Raw genomic sequence first — 22,392 nt, forward strand, 5'->3', positions numbered from 1 at the left:
AGAGATAAAGAAAAGAGGTTGAGAAATGAATCAAGATTCTAAACGAGCAGGTATTGTTTATACAGCCAGCGCTTACGTTATGTGGGGGCTTTTTCCGCTTTACTGGAAGCTTCTTGGCGAGGTGAATGCGAATGAAATACTCGCTCACCGCGTTATATGGTCATTTGTTTTTATGCTTTTACTTTTGCTTGTGACAAAGCAAATGAGTTCTTTAAAGAAGACGCTTGGTTTATTATTTCGTAATACGAAACAAGCGGTCATTTTATTTGTGGCTTCAGTGCTAATCAGCATCAACTGGTTCGTTTACATTTGGGCGGTTAACCATAATCATATTATTGAAACAAGTTTAGGTTACTACATCAATCCGCTCGTTAGTATTTTGCTTGGCATAGTCGTTTTAAAAGAGAAGCTTAATTTTTGGCAAGGTGCTTCTGTTGGATTGGCTGCTATAGGTGTTATCGTTATGACAGTTACATACGGACATATCCCATGGGTATCATTAAGCTTAGCGTTTAGCTTTGGTTTGTACGGTCTTGTAAAAAAGACTATTCAGTTAGAAGCAAAAGTAGGATTAACGATTGAAACGATGATGGTTGCACCTATTGCAGTTATTTATTTTATTTTTCTTTTAGTGAAAGGATCTTCAAGTTTTTCCCTTCAGTCGCTTGATGTGAGCGCTCTTTTAATTGGAGGCGGTGTTGCTACAGCTATGCCACTATTGTATTTCGCTAAAGGAGCCCCGCTTATTCCGCTATCGATGGTCGGTTTTTTGCAGTACATTGCTCCTACCATGACGCTTTTATTAGGGGTATTCGTGTATCACGAACCGTTTTCTAGTGTGGAAATGATTGCCTTTTTGTTCATTTGGGGCGGATCGGTGATGTTCATTTTATCTAAAACTAAGTTCATGAGTTCTCATCAGCCGAAATTCTTTAAAGGGCGTTCAGCTTAACGGACAAAAAAGCGGATATCTTTAGATATGCGCTTTTTTGTCTGCTGTAAAGAAATAAAAACGGAGACGGAAAAGTCACCGTATGTATACTTTATAGCTTCCGCTTGAAATGAGCGTTCAACTGACCTTGAAGCATTTGGTTTTTTACTTCTTTCATTTTTCTCGCTTCATCTTTTTTAGCCAGTTCTGTGCGTATTTCACTCGTTTGAACTCCTTCTTCTATACGATCGGCAATATCCATTAATCGTTCGACGTCTGAAAACGAATATTTCCGGATACCCGTATTGGTTCGGTCCGGAAAGAGCAGGCTTCTTTTCTCATAGTAGCGAATTTGTCTTTCTGATAAACCGGTTAATTCTTTTACAATCCCAATAGACATGACTTTTTTATCTCGATATGACGCTTCATTCGTAGACAATCTCCCTCACCCCTGAGTACGTAGTAGTATGTTATTATAAAGGAAAAAAATACAAAAAATTATAACATGTAATACATTCTAACATATATATGTTATATTTTTGAATTACTATGTGAGAAAAAGTGACATAAATAATGAAATAGGGAAAAGAGTCCTATAAACTAATGATTAACTCGATCCCAAGTGGTTAACCATACAGGATAAAGCCTTGTGGTTAATCACTTGCTTTCAAAATGATGAATAGAAAATAAATGTGAGAATATACATAAATTCTAAAAGGGAAGGGCGTTTTACATGGCTGTGCAACAATTGAAAAAAGAAGAGATTATTGAGCTGGCAAAAGAAATTATTGAACTCGATTTGAAAAGAGATGAAAAATTTGAAGAATTGACAGAGTTAGCCGGAAATCGTGCATATGAAATTTTGCGCAGAGTACAAAATGCCTGTTTATAAGTAATAAAAAAATCCCGCCTAGAGCGGGATTTTTAATGAGATTGCTGTTCAAGATTAAATAATTCTTGTTTCATCTTAGCGTGATCGAGGTTTTCACCTATAAAGACAAGAGTGGTGGGCAGCTTCATCATTTCTTTCATATATAGAGGCATGCCGTATGAATATTGAAACGAATACGTATCATTCGAATGAGTGAAGCGCATGTAGCCTTTAATGCGATAAATGGTATCTGGCATTTGGCGAAGCCAATTTTCAAATAATTCAAGATCCACTTTTTTTGTAAACTCATATACAAATGTTTTCAAATGAAGATGATCTTCAACATGAGCCTTATGGTGCGGCTGTTTTTGAGACAGCTGAGCTTTTTGAATCACATCAAGCTTCACGCGGGAAAATGTCGTTAATAATGTCCTTGCACTAGCGTTAATGGATTGAATCTCAAAAAGCAGGGAAGACTTTTCTGACTCAGACAGCATGTCCGTTTTATTTAATAAAATTACATCCCCATGTTTTACTTGTTCTTGAAGAAGTTTTTGAAGTTGAATGCTTAAGGAACCACGTTCTTTCCATCTTGTCGCATCCAGTGTGGTGATAATACTTTTAATCGTAACTTGATGCGCAAAAAGAGGAGACATACAAGCATCTAATACTTCAATGGGATGGGCAACTCCCGTTGTTTCTATATAGATAGCATCCAATGTGTTCTCCTGTAAAAGTGAATGAAGCTGCGTTTCAAATTGACCTTGAATCGTACAGCACACGCAGCCATTTAGCAATTCTTTTAACGGCGTGTCTTCTTCTACTTCATTTGAGTCAATCGAAACTTGGCCAAGCTCATTCATCACAACAGCAATATTGCGATTACGATCTTTTTCTTGCTGAAGCAGCTGTTTAAGCAACGTTGTTTTTCCGCTGCCTAAAAATCCAGATAAAATGTAGATTTCTGTTTTCATTTCAGTCTCTCCTATGTAAATAACATTATTTAAATCGGAATTTTTCCGATTACGGGTTGGTAAATCGTATATCCAAGAGGGGATAAATGTCTAAACGTAAATTTTTATGCTTTTTTGTATTCATTATAACAACTTTAAAAGCGCTATGGCTATCTTTTGTAGAAAACTCAAAATACAATGAAATAAGAATATTATAAAATTTCAAACTAGCTGTGCTACAATAAAAGAAAAAGAAAAGGGGAGCAAAAGTTATGCGAATATTAGTTTTAGGCGCAGGCGGCGTTGGCGGTTATTTTGGAGGCAGGCTTGTGGAAAAAGGAGAAGATGTTACTTTCCTTGTCAGAGAACGCAGAAAAAAAGAGCTGGAACAAAACGGACTTGTGATTAAAAGTGCACACGGTGACTTCACTTCACCTGTACAAGCTATTACAAAATCTGAGGTAAAAGGACCTTATGATGTTATTTTGTTCACAACGAAGGCTTATCATCTTACACAAGCAATTGAAGATGTCCGTCCTTTTGTAGGGAATCAGACCGTTGTAATACCTTTGTTAAACGGTATGGCTCATGTCGCTCCATTGCAGGAAGCTTTTGGGGAAGAGAAAGTCATTGGAGGGCTGTGCTTTATTGAAACTACTTTAAACCAAGATGGAGAGGTCGTCCAGACGAGTCCTGCTCACAGACTTGTATTTGGTGAATTTAAGCAGAAGGACACAGAACGATTACAACTGATTGAGCAAGCGTTCAGTGGTACAAAAGCTTCGTTTGTGAAAAGTTCATATATTGAACAGGATATGTGGCATAAGTATTTGTTTATTACGGTTATGTCAGGCATGACTACTCTTATGCGCGCACCTGTTGGACCAGTTTTAGCAGCAAAAGGCGGGCGTCAATTTGTGCAAGAACTTTTTAAAGAAGTGGAAAATATTATGATGGCCTACGATGCACCATTAGCCGAAGGAATCATTGAACAGCATATGAATACGATGGACAAAATGACGTATGACATGAAGTCATCGATGCAGCGCGACATGGAAAAAAGCTCTCAAATTGAAGGAGACCACCTTCAAGGATATTTGCTGAAGTTAGCTGAAAAATCGTCTATACACGTACCGCTTCTTCAAACTGTACATACGCATCTAAAAGTATATGAAGAAATGTTAAAAGGTTATCAAAAATAATGACAGCAAAAATTGATTTAGCAGTCATGCAAGTATTGCAAAAGCTGCTAAGTACAGCAGAAATGGGACAATTGCCTTCCGCTCCCGGCATTTATTTTTTCTTTGATGAACCCGGCCGGCTTTTGTATATCGGAACCACGACGGGCTCTCTATCAGAAAGAGTAAGAGCTCACGTTGCAGGAAAAGGTGTTAGCAATACAAAAAAATTCCACAAAGAAATTCATGCGGTTGGATATATTGAAGTTCATGGATTAAAAAAAGAATTAGATATGTTGAGAACGATGCTTGTGAATGGTTATTTTCCAAAATACAATAAACAAGATGTAAAAAGAGAAAATGAATACGACATTTACACTGTTCACGGCAGAGTCCTCAGGGATACAGGAGTTAACAAGAAAAAAGTCTCTAAGCGAAAAACGGTGCTAAAGCCAACGTTAAAAGAGATAGAGATTCGTCAAGAAAACAGCGATATTACATATGCACGAGTCGCAAATATGAATGCTGAAGATCGAGTGAAAAAATTGTGGTCTTGTCAAGAAGCAGGAGCGCAGCTACATCTTCCGGAGTCGAAAGTGTTAGCAATAAGTGACCGGCTCTTAAAAGAACAGTATACATTTCAGCGAGATATGAAAAAGAATATGATGTTTACGATGCGGGATTTAGTTGTTATTCAAGTGTTGTTAAATTTAAATCCGACTCATGATTTGAAAAAGAGAGAAATAAAGGAAGCCATCAGTTTAGTGCGTAAATTTGGCATAGAAGAAGCTCTTCGCATCTCTGAAAAATTACTCAAAACGTAATAAAATCCATGATCATTGTGATCATGGATTTTATCATTTATCATTCGCGCTTAAGCTAATTCGTCAATAACTTTTGGTAGAGCCATAATGGAAATAACGCAAAGTGAACTGACAACTTGATGCATTTCAAAAATGGCAATGATGAATAACATCAGTGATATATATAATTGAAGGCCTTTTAATCCCCACGGCTTGCGATCGAAAAAAAAGTCGCTAAGTACAAATACAAAGAAAATGAGCGAACTGAACAAAATAATCATGGATGTAGACATGGAACGATCATAAGCAATGATAAATAACAAAGCGAGAAGCGACACAACAGATATAACTTTTAATGTTTTAATCATCGTGTTTTTATTCACTTTTTTCACCTTCATTTGTAGGATTGATCTTTCATCCTCATTTTATAGGATAGTCAAAAGTTCTAAAAGTCAAACGAATAAATCATAACAACAATTTAACATCTTTATACTACATTTACATTGAGAGAAAAAAATGGGCGGGTTTTGAGCTTTGTGCACTTCATTGACGCGTGCAAAGAACAAGTGCTATAGTATGTTTGCTCTAAAAGCTAAAGGAGCAAAGTTTTCAAAGGACGTGACTATGTGAACGAAACACTATTAGTAATTGATGGATTTAATTTATTAAGCCGCTGTTATTTTGCTACTTCTTATGGAAGAGATGAAGCAGCGTTGACAAGAAACAGTAAGGGCCAATTTACGAATGCCCTGAGAGTAACGATTCAAAAAATGCATGCATTGATTCACCAATATGAGCCAAGCCATATTTTCGTCGCTTGGGATGTTAAACGCGAGGATACAAAACGTAAAGATACATACGCTTTATATAAGCAAACAAGAGCAGAGCTGCCTGATCCGCTGATTCAGCAGTACGAAACGTTAAAGCAATTTTTTGATACAGTAGGCATTTATCAAATGTCATTGTCTTCTTATGAAGCAGATGATTTAATTGGAGCACTTGCAAGCAAGTGGAGTAAGGAAAAGCAAAGTCCAGGGTACATCTATAGCAACGACCGAGACTTGCTTCAGCTCCTAGATCAACATATTTCGCAAATTATTGCTAAAAAGCAGGTTGGCGATCTTGTTTATGGCTTTAAGCACTTTCAAGAAGAATATAATATTCATCCTCGTCAATGGGTGGACGTAAAAGCATTGCTTGGTGACAAATCTGATAATATTCCGGGCGTTCCAGGTGTAGGAGAAAAAGCCGCACTGCCTCTTATTCAACAATATGGCTCTATCCATGAAATTTATGCACAAATTGAACAATTAGATCCAGCTTTTAATCGTTACAAAAAAAAGCTGGCAGAAGGAAAAGAACTAGGTATGCTTAGCCGTGAACTCGCTGAGATTATTATAGACATTCAAGAAATCAGTATGTTGAATTGGGAAGAATTAACATTTATGTATGATTATGAACGATGGAATAAAGAAATTCAAAGTCTAGAACTAAACATTAGGATTCGCTCCTGATTTTTAGTACAATACAATTTATGAACATGAGAAAGGAGTAACAAGCGTGCAACCAATTCATAAAGAAACAGTTCAAAAAAAAATACAAACATTTTTAAATAAAGACGTATATGTACACCTTGAAACGACAAACGGTGCATATGCTTCACACGTAAATGAAAAAGTAATGACAGTTGGGGCTTTTATTCGTAATGGTAAAGTCACTATTTCAAACGGAAAGATAACTGGAGAAGGTCCTTATCGTGTAGGTCTTCAAATTGATTTAGGATGGATTTATGCAGAGGGATTAACAGATTGGGAAATTGATGAAGAAGGCAGACTTCTTTTAGCAGGGCATGACTTTGAAGGTCGTTTAGCAGTTGCCCTTCAATTAAGTGAACATCCGTTTTCATAACAGAAAAGAGAGGAGAATAGAACATGGAAGAAAGATTATTAATTGTATTTCCGCATCCTGACGATGAAGCATATGGAGCAGCAGGAATGATCACGCAAGCTAGACAAAAAGGAACCCCCGTTACATATGCTTGTGTTACGCTAGGTGAAATGGGACGAAACATGGGTAGACCGCTGTTTGCTAACCGTGAAACTCTACCTCAAATCCGAAAAAAAGAACTTTTAGATTTAGCAAACGTTTTAGACATTCAAGACTTGCGTATGCTAGGGCTTCGTGATAAAACGCTAGAATTTCTTGATATTGATGTTTTTGCAGATAAAATTGAAGAAATTATTAACGATGTAAAGCCGACTCACATTTTAACGCATTACCCTGGCTTTGCAGTACACCCTGATCACAATGCCACGGGAGCAGCTACGATCCAAGCGGTAAAACGTATGCCAAAAGAAAAGCGTCCGGTTGTTTGGTGTCATGCGTTTTCAAAAGATCGTATTGAACATATTGGAGAACCAGATGTTATTTTTGATGTAACAGCGATGAAAGATAAAAAAATTGAAGCGTTAAAAGCCCATCGTTCTCAAACAGAAGGAATGATGAACGCAATTGACTTCGATCGCTTATCTGACTATCCGCAAATGGAACGTCTATTAACAAGAGAAGAATTCTGGACATATAACTGGGAGTAACAGATGAAAAAACAGCGAATTTTATTTATTGGAGCAGGACGAATGGCTGAAGCCGTAGCGGCTGGCTTGGTTACGAGCAGCGCTGATAGTATTGAGGCAGTGGTGATGTCAAACAACGGAGATATCGGTCGGTTACAGCGAGTTGAAAAAACGTACGGCGTACAAACGACGCAAAATTGGCGCCAGGAAGTTGACAATTCGGACGTTATTATTTTAGCGATGCCTCCCGAGGCGCATCCTTCCGTTCTCAAGGAACTTTCGACTCATTTAAATCAGCAATTTGTTGTAACGTTAGCTGCAGGAATTGGTCCGAGTTATTTAGAAAACCACCTTCCTCAGGAAACGCCTGTCGCTTGGATTATGCCAAATACAGCTGCTATGATTGGGCAATCGATGTCCCTGTATACACTTGGAACTTCTGCAACAAAAGAGCATAAAGAAGTGCTTCAAATGATTTTAAAAGGAATTGGTGAAGCACATGAGTGTTCAGAAAAAGAAGTACATGAGCTAACGGCTGTAACTGGCAGTGCACCTGCGTTTTTATATTATTTTGCAGAATCGTTAATTGATGCAACGACTGCTTACGGTGTGGACGAAAAAACAGCCAAAGATTTAGTTATTCAAATGATGTATGGCTCTGTACAAATGCTGCATGAAACCAAAAATCCTGCGTCTTTAAGAGAGCAAGTAACAACTCCAGGCGGCGCTACTGCCGAAGGATTAAAAGTGATGAAAGAACAAGACTTTTTCTTAACAATGAAGCAGGCAATTGAAGCAACGAATAAAAAAGCAATGGGTGGAAGCTAAAAAAGCTCATACAACCATATGTTAGCTAAAAAATCCGAACTATAGTTCAGCATTCTTTCATTAGAATGTTGAATCAGTTCGGATTTTTTTATGAATAGACTTTCTTAACATAAAAATATGCCTCTTTGGAATCGTTTTTTCTCTATGTGCCGAGCTTTTTTAGTCATCGACAAATCGCTTTTTTGTATCAGAAGTTGGGAGCATGCAGTGCTGCTGTTTGCCAAACCACTTATATCGGTTGCGAGCGATCCAGTTGTATACGATATCTCGAATAGGCACAGGAATGATAATAAGTGCATATAAAAATTTAACGGGTCCATCTAAGCGCTTGGCGATTTTTAAAGCAGCCGTTGATTTTATATATCTTTGTTTTCCATGGATATATACAATGCTGTCTAATTGCTCAGGAAGTAAGCCGTGAGAGGCGAGCTGCTGCTTTCCGAAATCTGATTGAAGAGAGGCGAAAGAAAACAAAGCTTGTTCATCATGTTTAATAATAAATTGAACACTGCTGTTACATAAATTACATATGCCATCAAAAAGAATCAAATGTTTCATTGGACAATTTCGCTCCTATTCCATAAAAAAAGTATAATTACTTGTCATTTTTGAAAAATAAAGGTACGTTTAAAAGATGTGAAAGTGATCCAAATGCAAAGGTAATTCGATTATATAATAAGGACTCATAAGAGTTAAAGGAGAAGGGTATGAAAGAGCAAAACGACGTTGTCTTATACAATAGAATAAAAGAACAAGACAAAAAAGCCCTTGAACTGCTGTATGACAAGTACGAGCGAATTCTTTATTCGTTTGTATACCGGTTAACAAATAGCTCTGATATTGCTGAAGAAGCTGTTCAAGAAGTATTTATTAAGCTGTGGAGAGGAAAGGGAGTTTACAGCGATGAAAAAGGGAAGTTTTCATCATGGCTGTTTACGATTACAAGAAACACCGCGATTGATATGGTGAGAAAAAGAAAAAACGATCCTATTTTCTCAGAAGAAATTTTTGATTTTATTGAAGATGATCATCCTCAGGTTGACGAGCACCTTCAGTGGAAAGAAGAACAGCAGAGAGTACGGCACGCTGTATCAAAATTGTCTGAAGACCAAAAAAAGATTATTCAATCCGTTTATTTTAAGGGATTAACGCAGCAAAAAGTAGCAGAAGAGCAGCAAATCCCATTAGGAACAGTAAAGGGTAGGGTGCGATTAGCGTTGCGGAAATTAAAAACATATTTAGGTACCGATGCAGAAGGGAGAGCTGATTCATGAGTATGTGCGATAAACTAATTGATTACTATAATGATCAGTTGACTTCCCATGAGAAAAAAGAGTTTGAAATGCACTTAAAAAACTGTCAAAGCTGTCAGGATGAACTAAAAGAACTGGAGGAAGTTCTTGGAGATCTAACGTATTTGACACCAGAGCAATCTCCTCCTCCAGAAATGAAACAGCGAATACTTGCAAATGTATTCGAAGAAGATCAAGGTGAGACAAAGAGAGAATCAATAGCTTTAAAAAATGAAAAACAATATGCTGCGTCTAAGAAATCAAATAAAAAATCCGTCATTATTGGATTAGCTGCGGCACTTATTTTATCCCTTGTAGGAAACAGCTACTTTCTGTTGAAAGATGGAGACAAAGGCAAACAAGAACCAAATGTTTCGGTTGCTCCTCAAAATGAACCTCTTACATCTGAGAAAACGATGAAGCTGCAGGCAGAACCGAATGTTTCTGGTGAAGCAACAGCATCTCTGACGAAAAAAGGTGGAAATTTAAATGTGGTCATTCAAGCGAATAACTTGAAAAATGTAAAAGGGAATGAAGTCTATCAGGTATGGCTCATAAAAGGTGACAAGCCTCACCCGGCAGGTGCTTTTGTAACAGATAAAAATGGAAATGGGACAGTGGTCTATACGATGAGCCAAAAAGAACAGAGTGAAAAGTGGGATGTTATGGCCATTACTTTAGAACCGAACGCGAATAATAAGACGCCAAAAGGAAACGTTGTGTTAAGTTCAGCGCTCTAACAAAAACCCTTCTGCTAGCAGAAGGGTTTTTGTTACGTGCAGTTAATCATCTTCAAACTGTATAGCAATGGTTTGATCATTTTCTATCTTATTCAGTCGAATTTCCAATAAACCATTTTTGTACTTAGCGCGAACTGGTTCGTCCGTGTAGTGAAAAGGAAGTTTGACCGTGCGAGAAAATACGCCTGTATGGCGTTCGTTCAGCTTTAGCTTTTGTTTAGATGCTTCATAAGCATAAGGAACGTTCCCTTCAACTGTTAATATATTTGCTTCCAACTTAATTTGAATGTCGTTAGTGGAATGTAGTCCAGGAACTTCAACGACGATAATGCCTTCTTTATCGGTTTCATATAAATCGACGTTTGGAAATCGCTTTGGCAAGATGTGATTTAAATCGCTCCAAAAGTGATTTCCAAGCATATCTTCTACCTTATGCTGAATTGAACCCCAATCAATCTCTTCATATTTTTTACTCAAAGGAACCCCTCCTTATATTCACGTAAATTCCTTCTATATATATGAAAAAAAGAAAATTCAATGCCTGCTTACAAAGAATGAGAAAAATGCGTAAATAAGTGAAAAAATGTGAGGAAAAAAAGAGATTTTGAGTGAAAAAGAAGGATTATGTAGAATAAAAAAAGTATAATTACGTATAGAGCTTTCTATTATTCTAAATGAAAGCAAGTATGTGAAGGGGGAAGTTGAGATGAGAGAAAAGCGTACATCCAGTGGTTTTCTATTAAAACAACGTGCTTTCTTAAAATTATATATGATTACAATGACGGAGCAAGAGCGTCTGTATGGCCTTCGGTTATTAGATGTGTTGAGAGATGAATTTCGACCTTTTGGATTCAAACCTAATCATTCTGAGGTATACAAAGCTCTTCATGACTTGATTGAAGACGGTGTCCTCAAACAGGTGAAGCGTAAAAAAGAAGGAATGAAGCTTCAAGAAGTGGTTTATTATACATTTACAAATGAGGGAGAAGAGAAAGCTAAATTATATAAAAAACAATTAAAAGTAGAGCTGGAGCGGTGTGAAGCTATGATTCAAAAAGCTATTCGTGACAACTTCGGGTCCAAATGAACGTGTCTTTAGTTAGAAAAGACACGTTTTTTCTATAGCTGATTTTGTCGTCTTATGTCGGAATAAAAGTTATAAAATGGGTACAAAGTAGTGTAAAAGATGGATATATAGTTATATTATGGATAAAATACACACTTTTAACATATATGGATGAATTCGATTTTAAAGATTATGCACTATTCATAAATAGTGTACGAATTGATATGATACAAAGTGTATATAAATCTATTTAATACGTTATTTGCCATATTTTAAGAACTTATAAACCGTTATCAGACCATCATTCAAGCATTTTGGTTTTAGCAACTCTGACGAATTTGACTAGATTTGTATCGAGAAGATATTATTTGTTTACTATGAAAGGAATGGATTTTATGAAGTCTACAGGAATTGTAAGAAAAGTAGATGAATTGGGTCGCGTAGTAATTCCTATTGAATTGCGCCGTATTTTAAATATCAACACAGGTGATCCAGTAGAAATATATGTTGATGAAGATATTATTATTTTACAAAAGTATAGCCCGTATGGTGCTTGCTTAGTAACTGGGGAAATTACGCGTGAAAACTTAACCTTTGGTAATGGAAACGTTGTGTTAAGTAAAAAAGGTGCGGAACAGCTTTTACAAGAGTTAGAGCGTACCTTAAATAAATAAGAAGTTTTAGGTCTTAGTATAAGGAAGAATATCCATCCATCTTTAAACCAAAAAAGAACGTTCTTTTGAGAACGTTCTTTTTTGGTTTAAGCCGTTCGAGAAGATTTATCCTCCTCTAGCAGCTGCTTTTTTTGTATTTTTATCAAACGATACGCAAGTCCTGTTGCTCCTGCAGCGAGCCCAGCAATTAGTCCAACCCAATAGCCAAACGCCTGCAAATCGGTGTATTTTGCTAACACAATGCCTAAAGGTAGACCAATTACCCAATAAGATACCAAGGACATTAAAAAGGTTACATTTACATCCTTATATCCTCGCAGCGCACCTTGAATAGGAGCTTGAAGAGCATCAGAAAGCTGAAAGAAAATTGCATAAATCAAAAAGTGAGAAGTTAATGCGAGCACCTCTGCATCTTTTGTATATAAAGATGCTACGGATTCTCGAAGAGTAAATAAAAGACCTGCGCAAACAAAAGCCATGCCAACAGCAATTGTTATACCAATTCTGCTATAGCTTCGTGCATCTTGATTCCGTTTAGCACCCGCTTCAAATCCTACAACGATTGTTAAAGCCATCGAAATACTCAGTGGAATCATATAGAGAAATGAGGCAAAATTAATAGCTGCTTGGTGAGAAGCGATTGTAATGGTATTATATGAGCTCATAAACAGCGTGACAGCTGAAAAAATACTTGTTTCGAAAAATACGGAAAAACCGATAGGTAAACCAATTTTTAATATTTCTTTCCAGGCAGAAAATGAGATACGGTGAAATTTTTTAAATAAACCGAAGCTAGAAAAAGGCTCTTTTTTATGAATAATTAAAATCGATATGACAAGTATGCACCAATATGTGATGGCCGTTGCATAACCAGAGCCTACGCCACCCAAGTGAGGGAAGCCCAGCTTACCGAAGATTAATACATAGTTTAAAGCCACATTAATCGGAAGCCCTAAAATGGTGACCAGCATAGACGTACGAGTTTGCCCTAAAGCATCAATAAAGTTTCGTAAAACCGTATAAATAAAAAGCGGAATAATACCAAAAGATAAAGCGATTAAATACTGTTTGGCAATGCGCATCACGTTTGCTTCTAAATTCATTCCTTTTAAGATAGGACTAACAACAAAAAAGCCCATTAAAATGATAACAGCGGCCATTAAAATGGAGACATAAAGCCCTTGAATGACAGAGAACGGAACTTTTTTCTTTTGATTAGCTCCCACCAGCTGTGCAACAATTGGTGTAATAGACATTAAAATTCCGCTTAGCCCTGTAAAAACAGGCACCCATAAGCTCGAACCAATTGCTACCCCTGCCAAGTCATCTGCACTAACTCTTCCTGACATCATCGTATCAAAGAAAGTCATTGAAAACATTCCAAACTGGGTGACCAATATCGGAAATAAAATAAAAACGAACTGCTTAACTTTTTGAGACGTTGAAAACGTTTGTTGCATTAAAAAACCCCCAATTTGAAAACATTTACACCAAAAAGCATTATATCACGCAAAGGCTTGTTTTTGCTAAGAGTTCTGACAATAAATTCAAAGAATGTATCCATAAAGAACACACTTTGAAAGGAAGTAAAAGGTAAAGTAGTATATGATTTTAATTTTGAGACGCGGTGGGATATGATAGAAAGTATAGTAGTTATCATTTAACGTGGAGGGATACGTGTGGATTTACAGTTGCAAAATAAAAATGTACTCATTACCGGTGGATCAAAAGGGATTGGGAAAGCTATAGCTGCTTTGTTTATTCAAGAAGGAGCAAACGTTGGAATTGCTGCAAGAGGAGAGGAAGCATTACAGCATGCACAGTCAGAATTAGAAAACGTACGTACATATACAGCAGATCTAACAAACGAAGCGGATAGAGTTGCGTTAATTAAGAAATTCATTAACGACTTTGGGAGTATTGATATTTTAATTAATAACGCTGGAGGAAGTAATGGAAGCACGGCAATGGAAACAGATTTATCTCTTTTTCAGGAAGCAATGGAGCTAAACTACTTTTCAGCTGTCCACTTGAGCAAGCTAGCAGCAGCTCGTATGACAAAAGATGCGGCAATCGTTAATGTTACGTCTATTTTTGGGAGAGAAAGTGGAGGGAAAGTCACGTACAATAACGCAAAAGCAGCGCTTATCAGCTTTACAAAGTCGTTTGCAGATGAAATGATTTCTAAAGGAATTCGTGTAAATGGAGTAGCGCCTGGAAGCATCTTGCATGAAACGGGTAATTGGAAAAAAAGAATGGATGAAAATCCGGAAAAGATTAAGCAGTTTGTTGAAAATGAAATACCCGCAGGGCGCTTTGGAGAGCCAGAAGAAGTGGCAAACGCCGTTGTTTTTTTAGCATCTTCTCAAGCTTCATGGATAGTAGGTGCGACATTAAACGTAGACGGTGGACAGTCAAAAATGAACTTTTAAAAAAAGTGCAGGAATTTCCTGCACTTTTTCATTATCCAATATCTTTTTGCATACGAGGAATTTGAAAATCTTCATTAATCGCGTCCGCTGTAAGCTGACCTGATAATGTCACCATCGGCACGCCGCCTCCAGGGTGTGTAGAGCCTCCTACAAAATAAAGGTTAGAAAGAAGCTGACTTCTTGCCGGAATTTTAAACCCTCCATTTTTCTTACGGTCAGTTGCTACGCCATAAATGGACCCACCGTTAGCGCCGTAAAGCTCTTGGATATCGTTAGGAGTAAACGTATATTCAAACTCAATGCTGGAACGTAAGTCTTCTAATCCCATTGCCTCAAGCTTTTTTAGTACGACATCACGGTAGCGGTCTTTTAATGCAGCCCAGTCGTCGCCTTCTTTTAAAGGAGGTACATGAGTAAGAACGAACAGGTTTTCTTTTCCTTCAGGAGCTTGCGTAGGGTCTGATTTAGACGATACGCCAATGTAAATTGTCGGATCCATGGCTACTTGACCTTTGTTAAAGATTGTATCAAACTCTTCTTTCTGATCCTTTGAGAAGAAGAAATTATGATGTTGAAGCTGTTTGTACTGTTTGTTAACCCCTAATAAAAGAACAAGGCCAGAAACAGTAGGTTCAAATTTTGCAAGCTGCTGAGTTTGCTTAGCTGCTTGCGCATGATTTTTTAATAAATAGCGGTAAGTTGGAATGGCTTCTAGATTAGATACCACAACATCTGCTGATAGGCTTTCACCGTTTTCTAGTGTAATTCCAGTTGCCTTTGCTCCGCTTGTTGTGATTTCTTTTACCGGCGTATTTAGATGCACAGTGACGCCAAGTTCTTGAAGGAGCTTATCCATCGCTTCAGCAATTTTGTACATTCCGCCTTTTACGTAATAAATACCTAATCCTAGCTGAACGTGAGCAAGCTGTGTTAATACAGCCGGTGCATGATAAGGAGAAGAGCCGATGTACATAATTAAAAAATTAAACAATTGACGCAAATGTTTGTTTGAAAAATATTTGCGTGTAGTAGCATCCATAGATCTCATTGGATCCATTTGAAGCAGTTCTTTTACCGTGTGCATCGTTCGTAAATCGTGCAGTCCAGATAAACTTTTTTTATAAAAACTTTTTAAGTTCGATTCGTACATTTTATTTGCATAAGATAAATAGTCAAAAAAACCTTCAATGTCTTCTGGAGCAAGTTCTTGAAGCTGCTGAAGCATGCGAGGAAGGTCACTGGTCAAATCAATTTGTGTTCCATCTTGGAAAAAAGTTCTCCACTGAGGCTCAATTCGTTCTATTGTCAAGTAGTCGTGGATATTGCGGCCTGCACTGTCAAACAGCTGCTCTAGCACCCACGGCATTGTTAAAATAGAAGGTCCCGTATCGAAAGAAAACCCTTTGCCGCTGCGAATATTTAACTTACCGCCAATTCGCTCGCTTTTTTCAACGACTGTTACATCATATCCATCAGCTGACAGACGAATAGCAGCTGACAGACCACCTAAACCTGCGCCTACAACAATTACTTTCTTTTTCATCTTTTTCCTCCTCGTATATTATATTTAAGCCCTATTTAGGAGCTAAGATCTGTTTCCATATTAATTAATAAACTAAATAACATATTACTTGGACGTCTCAAGATATTTCTAGATAATGATCATAGGATCATTTGGGACAATTCTTCTTTCTCCTGTGGATTAACCACAATGTAAGACTGTTTCTCAGTGAACGCGCGGGACTCCCTACTCGCAGGCTGAGCAGCCTGTCATTCGAACCTAGAGGGTAGTAGCTCTATGGCGGCTTTCGAATGCAGGGGAAGCTCTGATACACGAGGTTGTTGGTCGGCGTACACACTAGAGATATCTCGAGACGTCCAAGGAAATGCCAAGTGATTCTAAATCGAAAGGAGGTCTCTCCCGTGAGATTATTTGTTGGTTTAGATGTAAGTTCGTTTGATATGAAAGTATGCATTTTAAATGGTGAAGGAGAAAAGCTGAATGCCTTTACCGTCACCAATGACTTACCAGGCGCGACGTTGCTTAAAGAGCGTTTATTGGACTGCATAGGCGATCAAGAAGTTGACGTCTTAAAGATTGGCTTAGAATCTACATCGGTCTATAGTTTTCACCCGTCGATGTTTCTCCATCATGATGAAGACTTAAAAGTCTTCGGTGCCAAGGTGTTTGTCATGAACCCTAAACAAATAGCTAATTTTAAGAAAAGCTATTCGGACATGAACAAAACAGATGAAATCGATGCCTTTATCATTGCGGATTACTTACGTTTTGGACGTAACCAGATGTCAGTGGTCAAAGAAAGCCAATACGTGGCCTTACAACAACTGACTCGGTCCCGTTACCAACTCATTCGTATGATGACAAAAGAAAAGCAGCATTTTCTTCAACACCTAAGCTATAAGTGTAATACTTTCTCTCAAGAAGTAGACTCCTCGGTCTTCGGTAACGCAATGATGGAGCTTTTCTTAGAGAAATACAGCTTGGAAGAACTAGCCCACCTACCACTGGAGGAACTAGCAGCATTCCTTCAAGAGAAAGGGAAAAACCGATTTGGTGACCCGAAATGTGTGGCAACCTCCATTCAGAAAGCCGTGCGATCTTCGTATCGCTTGGACAAGGTAGTGGAAGATTCCATGGATGTGATACTTGGGACCTCGATCGAGGTCATTCGCACCTTCCAAAAGCAGATAAAAGAAATTGACAAAGCGATCAAAAAACTGATGGCTGGATTGACACACACGCTTGAATCCATCCCTGGAATTGGTCCCGTATTCGCTGCGGGTATCATAGCTGAAATTGGCCAAATAGACCGGTTTGATGATGAAGCTAAAGTAGCAAAATACGCAGGTCTATACTGGCGAAAGCATCAGTCTGGGCGCTTTACTGCCGAAGACACGTCCCTATCACGTAACGGTAACCACTACTTGCGATATTACTTAGTTGAAGCCGCCAACTCCGTACGAAAGCAAGTTCCAGATTACCGGGATTACTACGTGAAAAAGTACAGTGAAGTACCAAAACATCAACACAAACGTGCACTCGTTCTAACCGCAAGAAAACTCGTGCGATTGGTGGATGCGCTACTACGCAGTCACCAACTCTTTACGCCAGAAAGGGGCGTGAAAATATGACATAAAACTTGTCATCGCTACCTTTCAAATATTTTCCAGTAAATAACATTCGTTACTGGTCTAGTTTCGTGATGCTTTTTTTAAGTAAATTGCCCTTTGATAACTTTACGTTCTTTCATTTTTCAGTTGACATACTACCGCAGGTCTTATAAAACAAAAGCGAGTTGTCAACAATGTGTATAAAATGACTTCACGCAAAATAAAAATAGGTCTACAACTTTTTATTTTGTCCAGTTCGCTAATTTTCATACGTGAAGGAAAGGAGAAAGAGATGTCTTTTTTACTGGTTGCTCTTGTCTTGACAGGTACGCTTGTCATCACTATCCCTACATTTAAACGTGTAAAAATAGTAAGAAACGATATGTCATGTTTGTCCATTATTATTCCAGCTAGAAATGAAGAAAAAAACCTTACCTTTTTATTGCAGTCACTCCAGTTACAGAACGCTGACTTTGAAGTGATTGTTGTAGATGACAACTCAACAGATCATACTGAGCGGGTAGCCAAAGCATTTGGCGTGAAAGTAGTGCACCCGGGGACACTTCCAGCTGGATGGTTAGGAAAGTCATGGGCATGCTGGAATGGAGCAAGAGAAGCAAAAGGCTCGGTGCTTTTGTTTTTAGATGCTGATCTTACAGTAGAGAAAGACGGAATTGAAAAAGTATTTTTCTACTATCAACAGCAAGGGGGGGTGCTGTCGGTTCATCCTTATCATCTTGTTAAGAGGCCTTATGAAATGTTTTCTGCTTTATTTCACTATGTTACGTTTGCATCGATTGGCGCTTTTCACCCCTTTAAAAATTGGAAAAGTCCTTCCGTCGGTTTCGGGCAGTGCTTGCTTTGCAGCGCAGCCTCCTACTTTCAAAGCGGAGGCCACGAAGGGATAAAAAAAGAAGTGGTTGAAAATATGGCACTGGTTGAGAAAATGAGCAAACAAGGTGAATTTATTACGTGTATGAGTGGACAAGGAGCTCTTTCCATGCGCATGTATCCAGATGGTATGAAAAGCCTGATAAGAGGGTGGAGTAAAAGCTTTGCTTCAGGTGCGGGGAAAACGGAAGCCATTTATTTATTTCTAGTAAGTTTATGGCTTACTAGCATGATTAATTATGTTCTTTTTTTACCTACTCTATGGAATCAACATGCAGGCTTGGCAATTAGCAGTTATGTTTGCTATGTCAGTCTCTTATTTAATAGCTTAAGAAAAATAGGTTCGTTTACTTTTTTTTCTTTGTGCTTATTTCCTATTCACATGCTGTTTTTTCTGGGCCTATTCGTATGGTCTTTCATCCAAACAGCGGTGAGAAAGCAAGTTAAATGGAAAGAACGCAACATATCTATAGAAGAAGAAAAAAAGAAGAAAGTGATAAAATGACAGGCGCTCAGCTCTTAATTAATATCATGGCATGGTTTGTGATTCACATGTTCATCGCCTACAGGTGCACAAAAATTTCTGCCTTTTATTTAAAAAAAGACCTTGCGCTGTTTAAGGTTCACAGCTGGGAAACAGTTGGAATATATAAAAAATTCGGGGTACACCGATGGAAAACGTGGCTTCCTGATGCAGGAAAGCTATTTAAACGAGGGTTTTATAAAAAGAAATGGGAGAGTAGAACGAAGGAATATGCACAGCTTTTTTTAATGGAAACAAATCGAGCAGAGTTAACTCACTGGATCAGCATACTTCCTTCTATTCTTTTTTTTATATGGAACTCTCCTTCTATAGGTGTTTGGATGGTTATTTATGCGATTATTGCAAACGTACCGTTTATTTTGGTTCAACGATATAATCGAATACGGATTCATCAAGTCGTTTTAAAACTCAAACGAAATTAATTAACATGCCTTTGGCTCCGAGTAGGGGCCTCGGTTTTTATCTTTTTCTCCTTATTTGAAGACAATAATTTCTTGGATAAAAGAAAAAAAGAAGCAAAGGCGATATAAATACTAAAAAACACTAAAAATCCCCATAAGCCTGCTATGGCATCATCAAATTCCATGTTGCCTCGAGTGGTAATTCCTTGCTGAATTTCAATAGCAAAAACTAAGACAAGCATAACCGTAAGAGTGTAGATAAAAGAAATAGCTGTAATACTAAATTTCCATTTTGACAATAATTTAAAGATCATATAAACGCTTAAAAACGTGAGCAGTCCAATAATGCCAATAATCCAGAAGTGAAGTTCTTTATCTGAAAGAGAAAATCCTAGTAAATAAAAAATATAAATTAATCCATCGTGCAATACATTAATAATATTTGTAATGAAAACAATACATTCTTTCATTTTTTCTCCTTTATAAAAATGTAAGACGTTTAAACTTCTAGGTATACAAGTATACGTAGCCCGTACTCATTCCAATTTTATATAAAAAATGCACTTTCTAGATCAAATATTAAAGAGATCTGAAATTTCAAATAATATTTATAATTTATATTATAAACAAAAAGGTAAAAAAATAAAAATTTTCGATGCAAACTGACACATTTTTTTCATATTTAAAGAAAGAAATAACTCAGAATATGTGGTTTACTGTAGAAAGAAAAGAAAATAAGAGGCATTGATATAACAAATATTCACAAGTGCTTTTATGCATTCTCTTGTAAAGCAGAAGGAAAACTAAGGCAAGTGTTAAATTTATATGTATAGTGGACAAAATAAAAAATAAATATAAAATAGTGAAACCTAAAGAGAAGCTGTCCGTATTAAATAGTGAGAAGAAAAAAGCGCAGGATATATTTGTGTTTGAAAGCCGATAGAGCTGGGAATAAGAAAGTAGTTATTTTCTCACGTTTGGTGAAAATTATACGTAGCGGTGTTGACAATTTTTTTTAAAGAGTTAAAATGTGAAAGAACAGATTAGCTCTCTTACATTTTTTGTAAGGGAGATTTCTTTTTACATTTACTATAAAAATAAAAGTGAGCTTAAATTTCAATAGAGACAGAGGTGGGAATATGAAACAGCTCATGACAAACGGTAAAAATATTTTTTCGAAACAACTGCCGTTATTTCTAATTGCAGTTTTGTTGTTTTGGATTAAAACGTATACCGTTTATCGTATCGAATTTAACTTAGGGCTAGATAATTTTATGCAAAAGTTCTTACTTTTCATAAACCCAATTGGTTCGGCAATTTTCTTTTTTGCCATTGCATTACTATTTAAAGGGCGCGGAAAAGTACGAGCACTGCTTGGAATGAATTTTTTACTTTCATTCATCCTGTACGCAAATGTAGTATACTATCGCTTCTTTAATGATTTTATTACTGTTCCTGTATTGACTCAGTCAAACAACTTTGGTCAATTAGGCGGCAGTGCTATGGCTTTAATTAGCCCAACTGATATTTTATACTTCACAGATTTCTTTATTCTTTTAGTTTTAGTATTATGGAAAAAAGTTGACTTACCAGCAACAATTAGTCGACGTACTGTGACAGGTGTATTTTTATCAGGGATTTTATTCTTAAGTGCCAACATCGCACTAGCGGAAATGGATCGTCCTCAACTATTAACAAGAACATTTGACCGCAACTATTTAGTAAAATATTTAGGAACGTATAACTATACGATCTATGACATTATCCAGAGCTCGAAGTCTTCAGCACAGCGCGCGCTAGCAGATAGCAGTGATGTGGCTGAGGTAGAGAACTATGCAAAAGCAACATATGCTGAGCCGAACAAAGAATATTTCGGTCAAGCAAAAGGCAAAAACGTTATCTATATATCATTAGAGTCACTTCAGTCATTTATGATTGGTTATAAGTTAAATGGTGAAGAAGTAACGCCATTCTTAAATTCACTATTAAAAGATCAGAACACAATGTATTTCGATAACTTCTTCCATCAAACAGGGCAAGGTAAAACGTCAGATGCTGAATTCATGATGGAGAACTCATTATTCGGCTTACCTCAAGGTTCTGTATTTACAACAAAAGCAAATAACACCTATCAGTCGCTATCTGGTATTCTAGATCAGCAAGGCTATACAACATCTGTGTTCCACGGAAATGGAAAATCGTTCTGGAACCGTGATGAGATGTATAAATCAATGGGTGTAGAAAAATTCTTTGATTCAGCTTATTACAATATGTCAGACGAAGATACGCTGAACTATGGTTTAAAAGATAAACCTTTCTTTAAAGAATCAATGCCGTACCTAAAAGGCTTAAAGCAGCCATTTAGCGCGAAGTTCATTACGTTATCAAACCACTTCCCTTATCCATTAGATAAGGAAGACCAAACGATTGGACCTCATAATACGGGAGATAAGTCAGTTGACCAATACTTCCAAACGGCTCGTTATTTAGATGAATCAATTAAGCAATTCTTTGAGGACTTACAGGCCTCTGGCTTAGCAGACAATACGATGGTTGTGATGTACGGTGACCACTATGGTATTTCTGAAAACCATAAGCGTGCAATGGGCAAAGTAATGGGTAAAAACATCAATGATTTTGAACAAGCTCAACTGCAGCGCGTACCATTATTTATTACTTCACCAGGCCTTAAAGGCGGCGTAAATCATACGTATGGTGGAGATGTAGATGTTCGTCCAACAGTGATGCATTTATTAGGTCTTGATACAAAAGACTATATTGACTTTGGTACAGACTTATTATCAAAAGAACATCAGCAAGTTGTACCTTTCCGTAACGGTGACTTTGTTACACCGAAGGTAACAAAAGTTGATCAGAAAGTGTATGACAACGCAACGGGCAAGCAGCTTTCAGATAAGGAAGCGAAACAGTATGATAAGTATGATGAACTAGTTAAGAAAAAGCTAGAACTATCAGATAAACTTGTTTACGGAGACTTACTCCGCTTTCATACACCAGAAGGGTTCAAACCAATTGAACGTTCGAAGTATGATTACAACAAACGCGAAGATCAATAAAAAACA

The 22,392-nt window shown here is 37.3% G+C and carries 25 protein-coding genes; 17 read left to right on the forward strand and 8 right to left on the reverse strand.

Annotated features, from left to right (window positions below; genetic code table 11):
* The first annotated feature begins 25 nt into the window (after positions 1-25).
* On the forward strand, positions 26-952 hold the full coding sequence (gene rarD, locus NST66_RS08465; RefSeq protein ID WP_033578771.1) for an EamA family transporter RarD: 927 nt from the start codon (positions 26-28) through the stop codon (positions 950-952).
* Between the two features lie 91 nt (positions 953-1,043).
* Here the strand turns inward: rarD and NST66_RS08470 are convergent, their stop codons facing one another.
* Positions 1,044-1,370: a MerR family transcriptional regulator gene (locus NST66_RS08470; RefSeq protein ID WP_013082852.1), complete on the reverse strand. Its 327-nt coding sequence runs from the start codon at positions 1,368-1,370 to the stop codon at positions 1,044-1,046.
* Between the two features lie 294 nt (positions 1,371-1,664).
* Between NST66_RS08470 and NST66_RS08475 the strand changes: the two genes are divergently transcribed.
* Positions 1,665-1,823: a hypothetical protein gene (locus tag NST66_RS08475; protein WP_013056708.1), complete on the forward strand. Its 159-nt coding sequence runs from the start codon at positions 1,665-1,667 to the stop codon at positions 1,821-1,823.
* Positions 1,824-1,855: 32 nt separating this feature from the next.
* Here NST66_RS08475 and NST66_RS08480 read toward each other — a convergent pair whose 3' ends face one another.
* Positions 1,856-2,776 carry a CobW family GTP-binding protein gene (locus NST66_RS08480; RefSeq protein ID WP_014460454.1) on the reverse strand — a complete coding sequence of 307 codons (921 nt, stop codon included), beginning with the start codon at positions 2,774-2,776 and terminating at the stop codon, positions 1,856-1,858.
* A 251-nt stretch (positions 2,777-3,027) separates the two neighbouring features.
* Here NST66_RS08480 and panE point away from each other — a divergent pair, with 251 nt between their 5' ends.
* Positions 3,028-3,957: a 2-dehydropantoate 2-reductase gene (gene panE, locus NST66_RS08485; protein WP_028413634.1), complete on the forward strand. Its 930-nt coding sequence runs from the start codon at positions 3,028-3,030 to the stop codon at positions 3,955-3,957.
* Positions 3,957-4,757, forward strand: a complete 801-nt coding sequence (locus tag NST66_RS08490) for a GIY-YIG nuclease family protein (protein WP_028413633.1) — start codon at positions 3,957-3,959, stop codon at positions 4,755-4,757. The genes panE and NST66_RS08490 overlap by 1 nt, the downstream gene beginning before the upstream one ends.
* Positions 4,758-4,807: 50 nt before the next feature.
* Here the strand turns inward: NST66_RS08490 and NST66_RS08495 are convergent, their stop codons facing one another.
* A complete protein-coding gene (locus NST66_RS08495) occupies positions 4,808-5,119 on the reverse strand; it encodes a hypothetical protein (RefSeq protein ID WP_016763842.1) in 312 nt (103 codons plus the stop codon).
* Positions 5,120-5,362: 243 nt separating this feature from the next.
* Between NST66_RS08495 and NST66_RS08500 the strand changes: the two genes are divergently transcribed.
* From NST66_RS08500 to proC, 4 genes are read left to right on the forward strand one after another with little or no spacing between them, the layout of a single operon-like run.
* Positions 5,363-6,250 (forward strand): 5'-3' exonuclease, encoded by an 888-nt coding sequence (locus NST66_RS08500; protein ID WP_028413632.1) that lies wholly within the window; start codon positions 5,363-5,365, stop codon positions 6,248-6,250.
* A gap of 46 nt (positions 6,251-6,296) precedes the next feature.
* Complete coding sequence (locus NST66_RS08505; RefSeq protein WP_013056714.1) at positions 6,297-6,644, forward strand: YojF family protein; 348 nt, start codon at positions 6,297-6,299, stop codon at positions 6,642-6,644.
* A 23-nt stretch (positions 6,645-6,667) separates the two neighbouring features.
* A complete protein-coding gene (bshB2, locus tag NST66_RS08510; RefSeq protein WP_013056715.1) occupies positions 6,668-7,330 on the forward strand; it encodes a bacillithiol biosynthesis deacetylase BshB2 in 663 nt (220 codons plus the stop codon).
* 3 nt (positions 7,331-7,333) lie between these two features.
* The gene (gene proC, locus NST66_RS08515; RefSeq protein ID WP_155008177.1) at positions 7,334-8,137 is read left to right on the forward strand and encodes a pyrroline-5-carboxylate reductase; all 804 of its coding nucleotides are present in this window, start codon (positions 7,334-7,336) and stop codon (positions 8,135-8,137) included.
* A 159-nt stretch (positions 8,138-8,296) separates the two neighbouring features.
* Here the strand turns inward: proC and NST66_RS08520 are convergent, their stop codons facing one another.
* Entirely contained in the window at positions 8,297-8,695 is a 399-nt protein-coding gene (locus NST66_RS08520; protein ID WP_155008176.1) for a thiol-disulfide oxidoreductase DCC family protein, read from the reverse strand.
* A gap of 149 nt (positions 8,696-8,844) precedes the next feature.
* Here NST66_RS08520 and NST66_RS08525 point away from each other — a divergent pair, with 149 nt between their 5' ends.
* Together NST66_RS08525 and NST66_RS08530 are read left to right on the forward strand one after the other, a co-directional pair.
* Positions 8,845-9,411 carry a sigma-70 family RNA polymerase sigma factor gene (locus NST66_RS08525; protein ID WP_176344161.1) on the forward strand — a complete coding sequence of 189 codons (567 nt, stop codon included), beginning with the start codon at positions 8,845-8,847 and terminating at the stop codon, positions 9,409-9,411.
* The gene (locus tag NST66_RS08530) at positions 9,408-10,169 is read left to right on the forward strand and encodes an anti-sigma factor (RefSeq protein WP_028413628.1); all 762 of its coding nucleotides are present in this window, start codon (positions 9,408-9,410) and stop codon (positions 10,167-10,169) included. Before NST66_RS08525 ends, NST66_RS08530 begins: the two co-directional genes overlap by 4 nt.
* Before the next feature lie 42 nt (positions 10,170-10,211).
* On the opposite strand, the gene NST66_RS08535 is transcribed toward NST66_RS08530, so the two are convergent.
* Entirely contained in the window at positions 10,212-10,646 is a 435-nt protein-coding gene (locus NST66_RS08535; RefSeq protein ID WP_340843265.1) for an Hsp20/alpha crystallin family protein, read from the reverse strand.
* 229 nt (positions 10,647-10,875) lie between these two features.
* Between NST66_RS08535 and NST66_RS08540 the strand changes: the two genes are divergently transcribed.
* Together NST66_RS08540 and NST66_RS08545 are read left to right on the forward strand one after the other, a co-directional pair.
* Positions 10,876-11,256, forward strand: coding sequence for a helix-turn-helix transcriptional regulator (locus NST66_RS08540; RefSeq protein WP_013056721.1), 381 nt, complete (start codon positions 10,876-10,878; stop codon positions 11,254-11,256).
* A 374-nt stretch (positions 11,257-11,630) separates the two neighbouring features.
* Complete coding sequence (locus tag NST66_RS08545) at positions 11,631-11,909, forward strand: AbrB/MazE/SpoVT family DNA-binding domain-containing protein (protein ID WP_025752053.1); 279 nt, start codon at positions 11,631-11,633, stop codon at positions 11,907-11,909.
* Positions 11,910-11,995: 86 nt separating this feature from the next.
* Here the strand turns inward: NST66_RS08545 and NST66_RS08550 are convergent, their stop codons facing one another.
* A complete protein-coding gene (locus NST66_RS08550; protein ID WP_340843266.1) occupies positions 11,996-13,369 on the reverse strand; it encodes an MATE family efflux transporter in 1,374 nt (457 codons plus the stop codon).
* Between the two features lie 219 nt (positions 13,370-13,588).
* Here NST66_RS08550 and NST66_RS08555 point away from each other — a divergent pair, with 219 nt between their 5' ends.
* Complete coding sequence (locus NST66_RS08555) at positions 13,589-14,341, forward strand: SDR family NAD(P)-dependent oxidoreductase (RefSeq protein WP_176344160.1); 753 nt, start codon at positions 13,589-13,591, stop codon at positions 14,339-14,341.
* 31 nt (positions 14,342-14,372) lie between these two features.
* Here NST66_RS08555 and NST66_RS08560 read toward each other — a convergent pair whose 3' ends face one another.
* Positions 14,373-15,884 carry a phytoene desaturase family protein gene (locus tag NST66_RS08560; RefSeq protein ID WP_028413625.1) on the reverse strand — a complete coding sequence of 504 codons (1,512 nt, stop codon included), beginning with the start codon at positions 15,882-15,884 and terminating at the stop codon, positions 14,373-14,375.
* Between the two features lie 380 nt (positions 15,885-16,264).
* Between NST66_RS08560 and NST66_RS08565 the strand changes: the two genes are divergently transcribed.
* The 3 genes from NST66_RS08565 to NST66_RS08575 all read left to right on the forward strand — a co-directional run bounded on the left by NST66_RS08565 (position 16,265) and on the right by NST66_RS08575 (position 19,330).
* Positions 16,265-17,494 (forward strand): IS110 family transposase, encoded by a 1,230-nt coding sequence (locus NST66_RS08565; RefSeq protein WP_050691787.1) that lies wholly within the window; start codon positions 16,265-16,267, stop codon positions 17,492-17,494.
* 271 nt (positions 17,495-17,765) lie between these two features.
* Positions 17,766-18,869 carry a glycosyltransferase gene (locus tag NST66_RS08570; RefSeq protein WP_176344159.1) on the forward strand — a complete coding sequence of 368 codons (1,104 nt, stop codon included), beginning with the start codon at positions 17,766-17,768 and terminating at the stop codon, positions 18,867-18,869.
* Positions 18,812-19,330, forward strand: coding sequence for a glycosyl-4,4'-diaponeurosporenoate acyltransferase CrtO family protein (locus NST66_RS08575; RefSeq protein ID WP_228307693.1), 519 nt, complete (start codon positions 18,812-18,814; stop codon positions 19,328-19,330). Before NST66_RS08570 ends, NST66_RS08575 begins: the two co-directional genes overlap by 58 nt.
* Here NST66_RS08575 and NST66_RS08580 read toward each other — a convergent pair.
* Entirely contained in the window at positions 19,327-19,779 is a 453-nt protein-coding gene (locus NST66_RS08580) for a hypothetical protein (RefSeq protein ID WP_013056728.1), read from the reverse strand. The two genes, NST66_RS08575 and NST66_RS08580, sit on opposite strands and share 4 nt — an antisense overlap.
* Positions 19,780-20,448: 669 nt before the next feature.
* Here NST66_RS08580 and NST66_RS08585 point away from each other — a divergent pair.
* Entirely contained in the window at positions 20,449-22,386 is a 1,938-nt protein-coding gene (locus NST66_RS08585) for an LTA synthase family protein (protein ID WP_013056729.1), read from the forward strand.
* Positions 22,387-22,392 lie beyond the last annotated feature (6 nt).

This window comes from Priestia sp. FSL W8-0524, assembly GCF_038005965.1.
Classification (GTDB): domain Bacteria; phylum Bacillota; class Bacilli; order Bacillales; family Bacillaceae_H; genus Priestia; species Priestia zanthoxyli.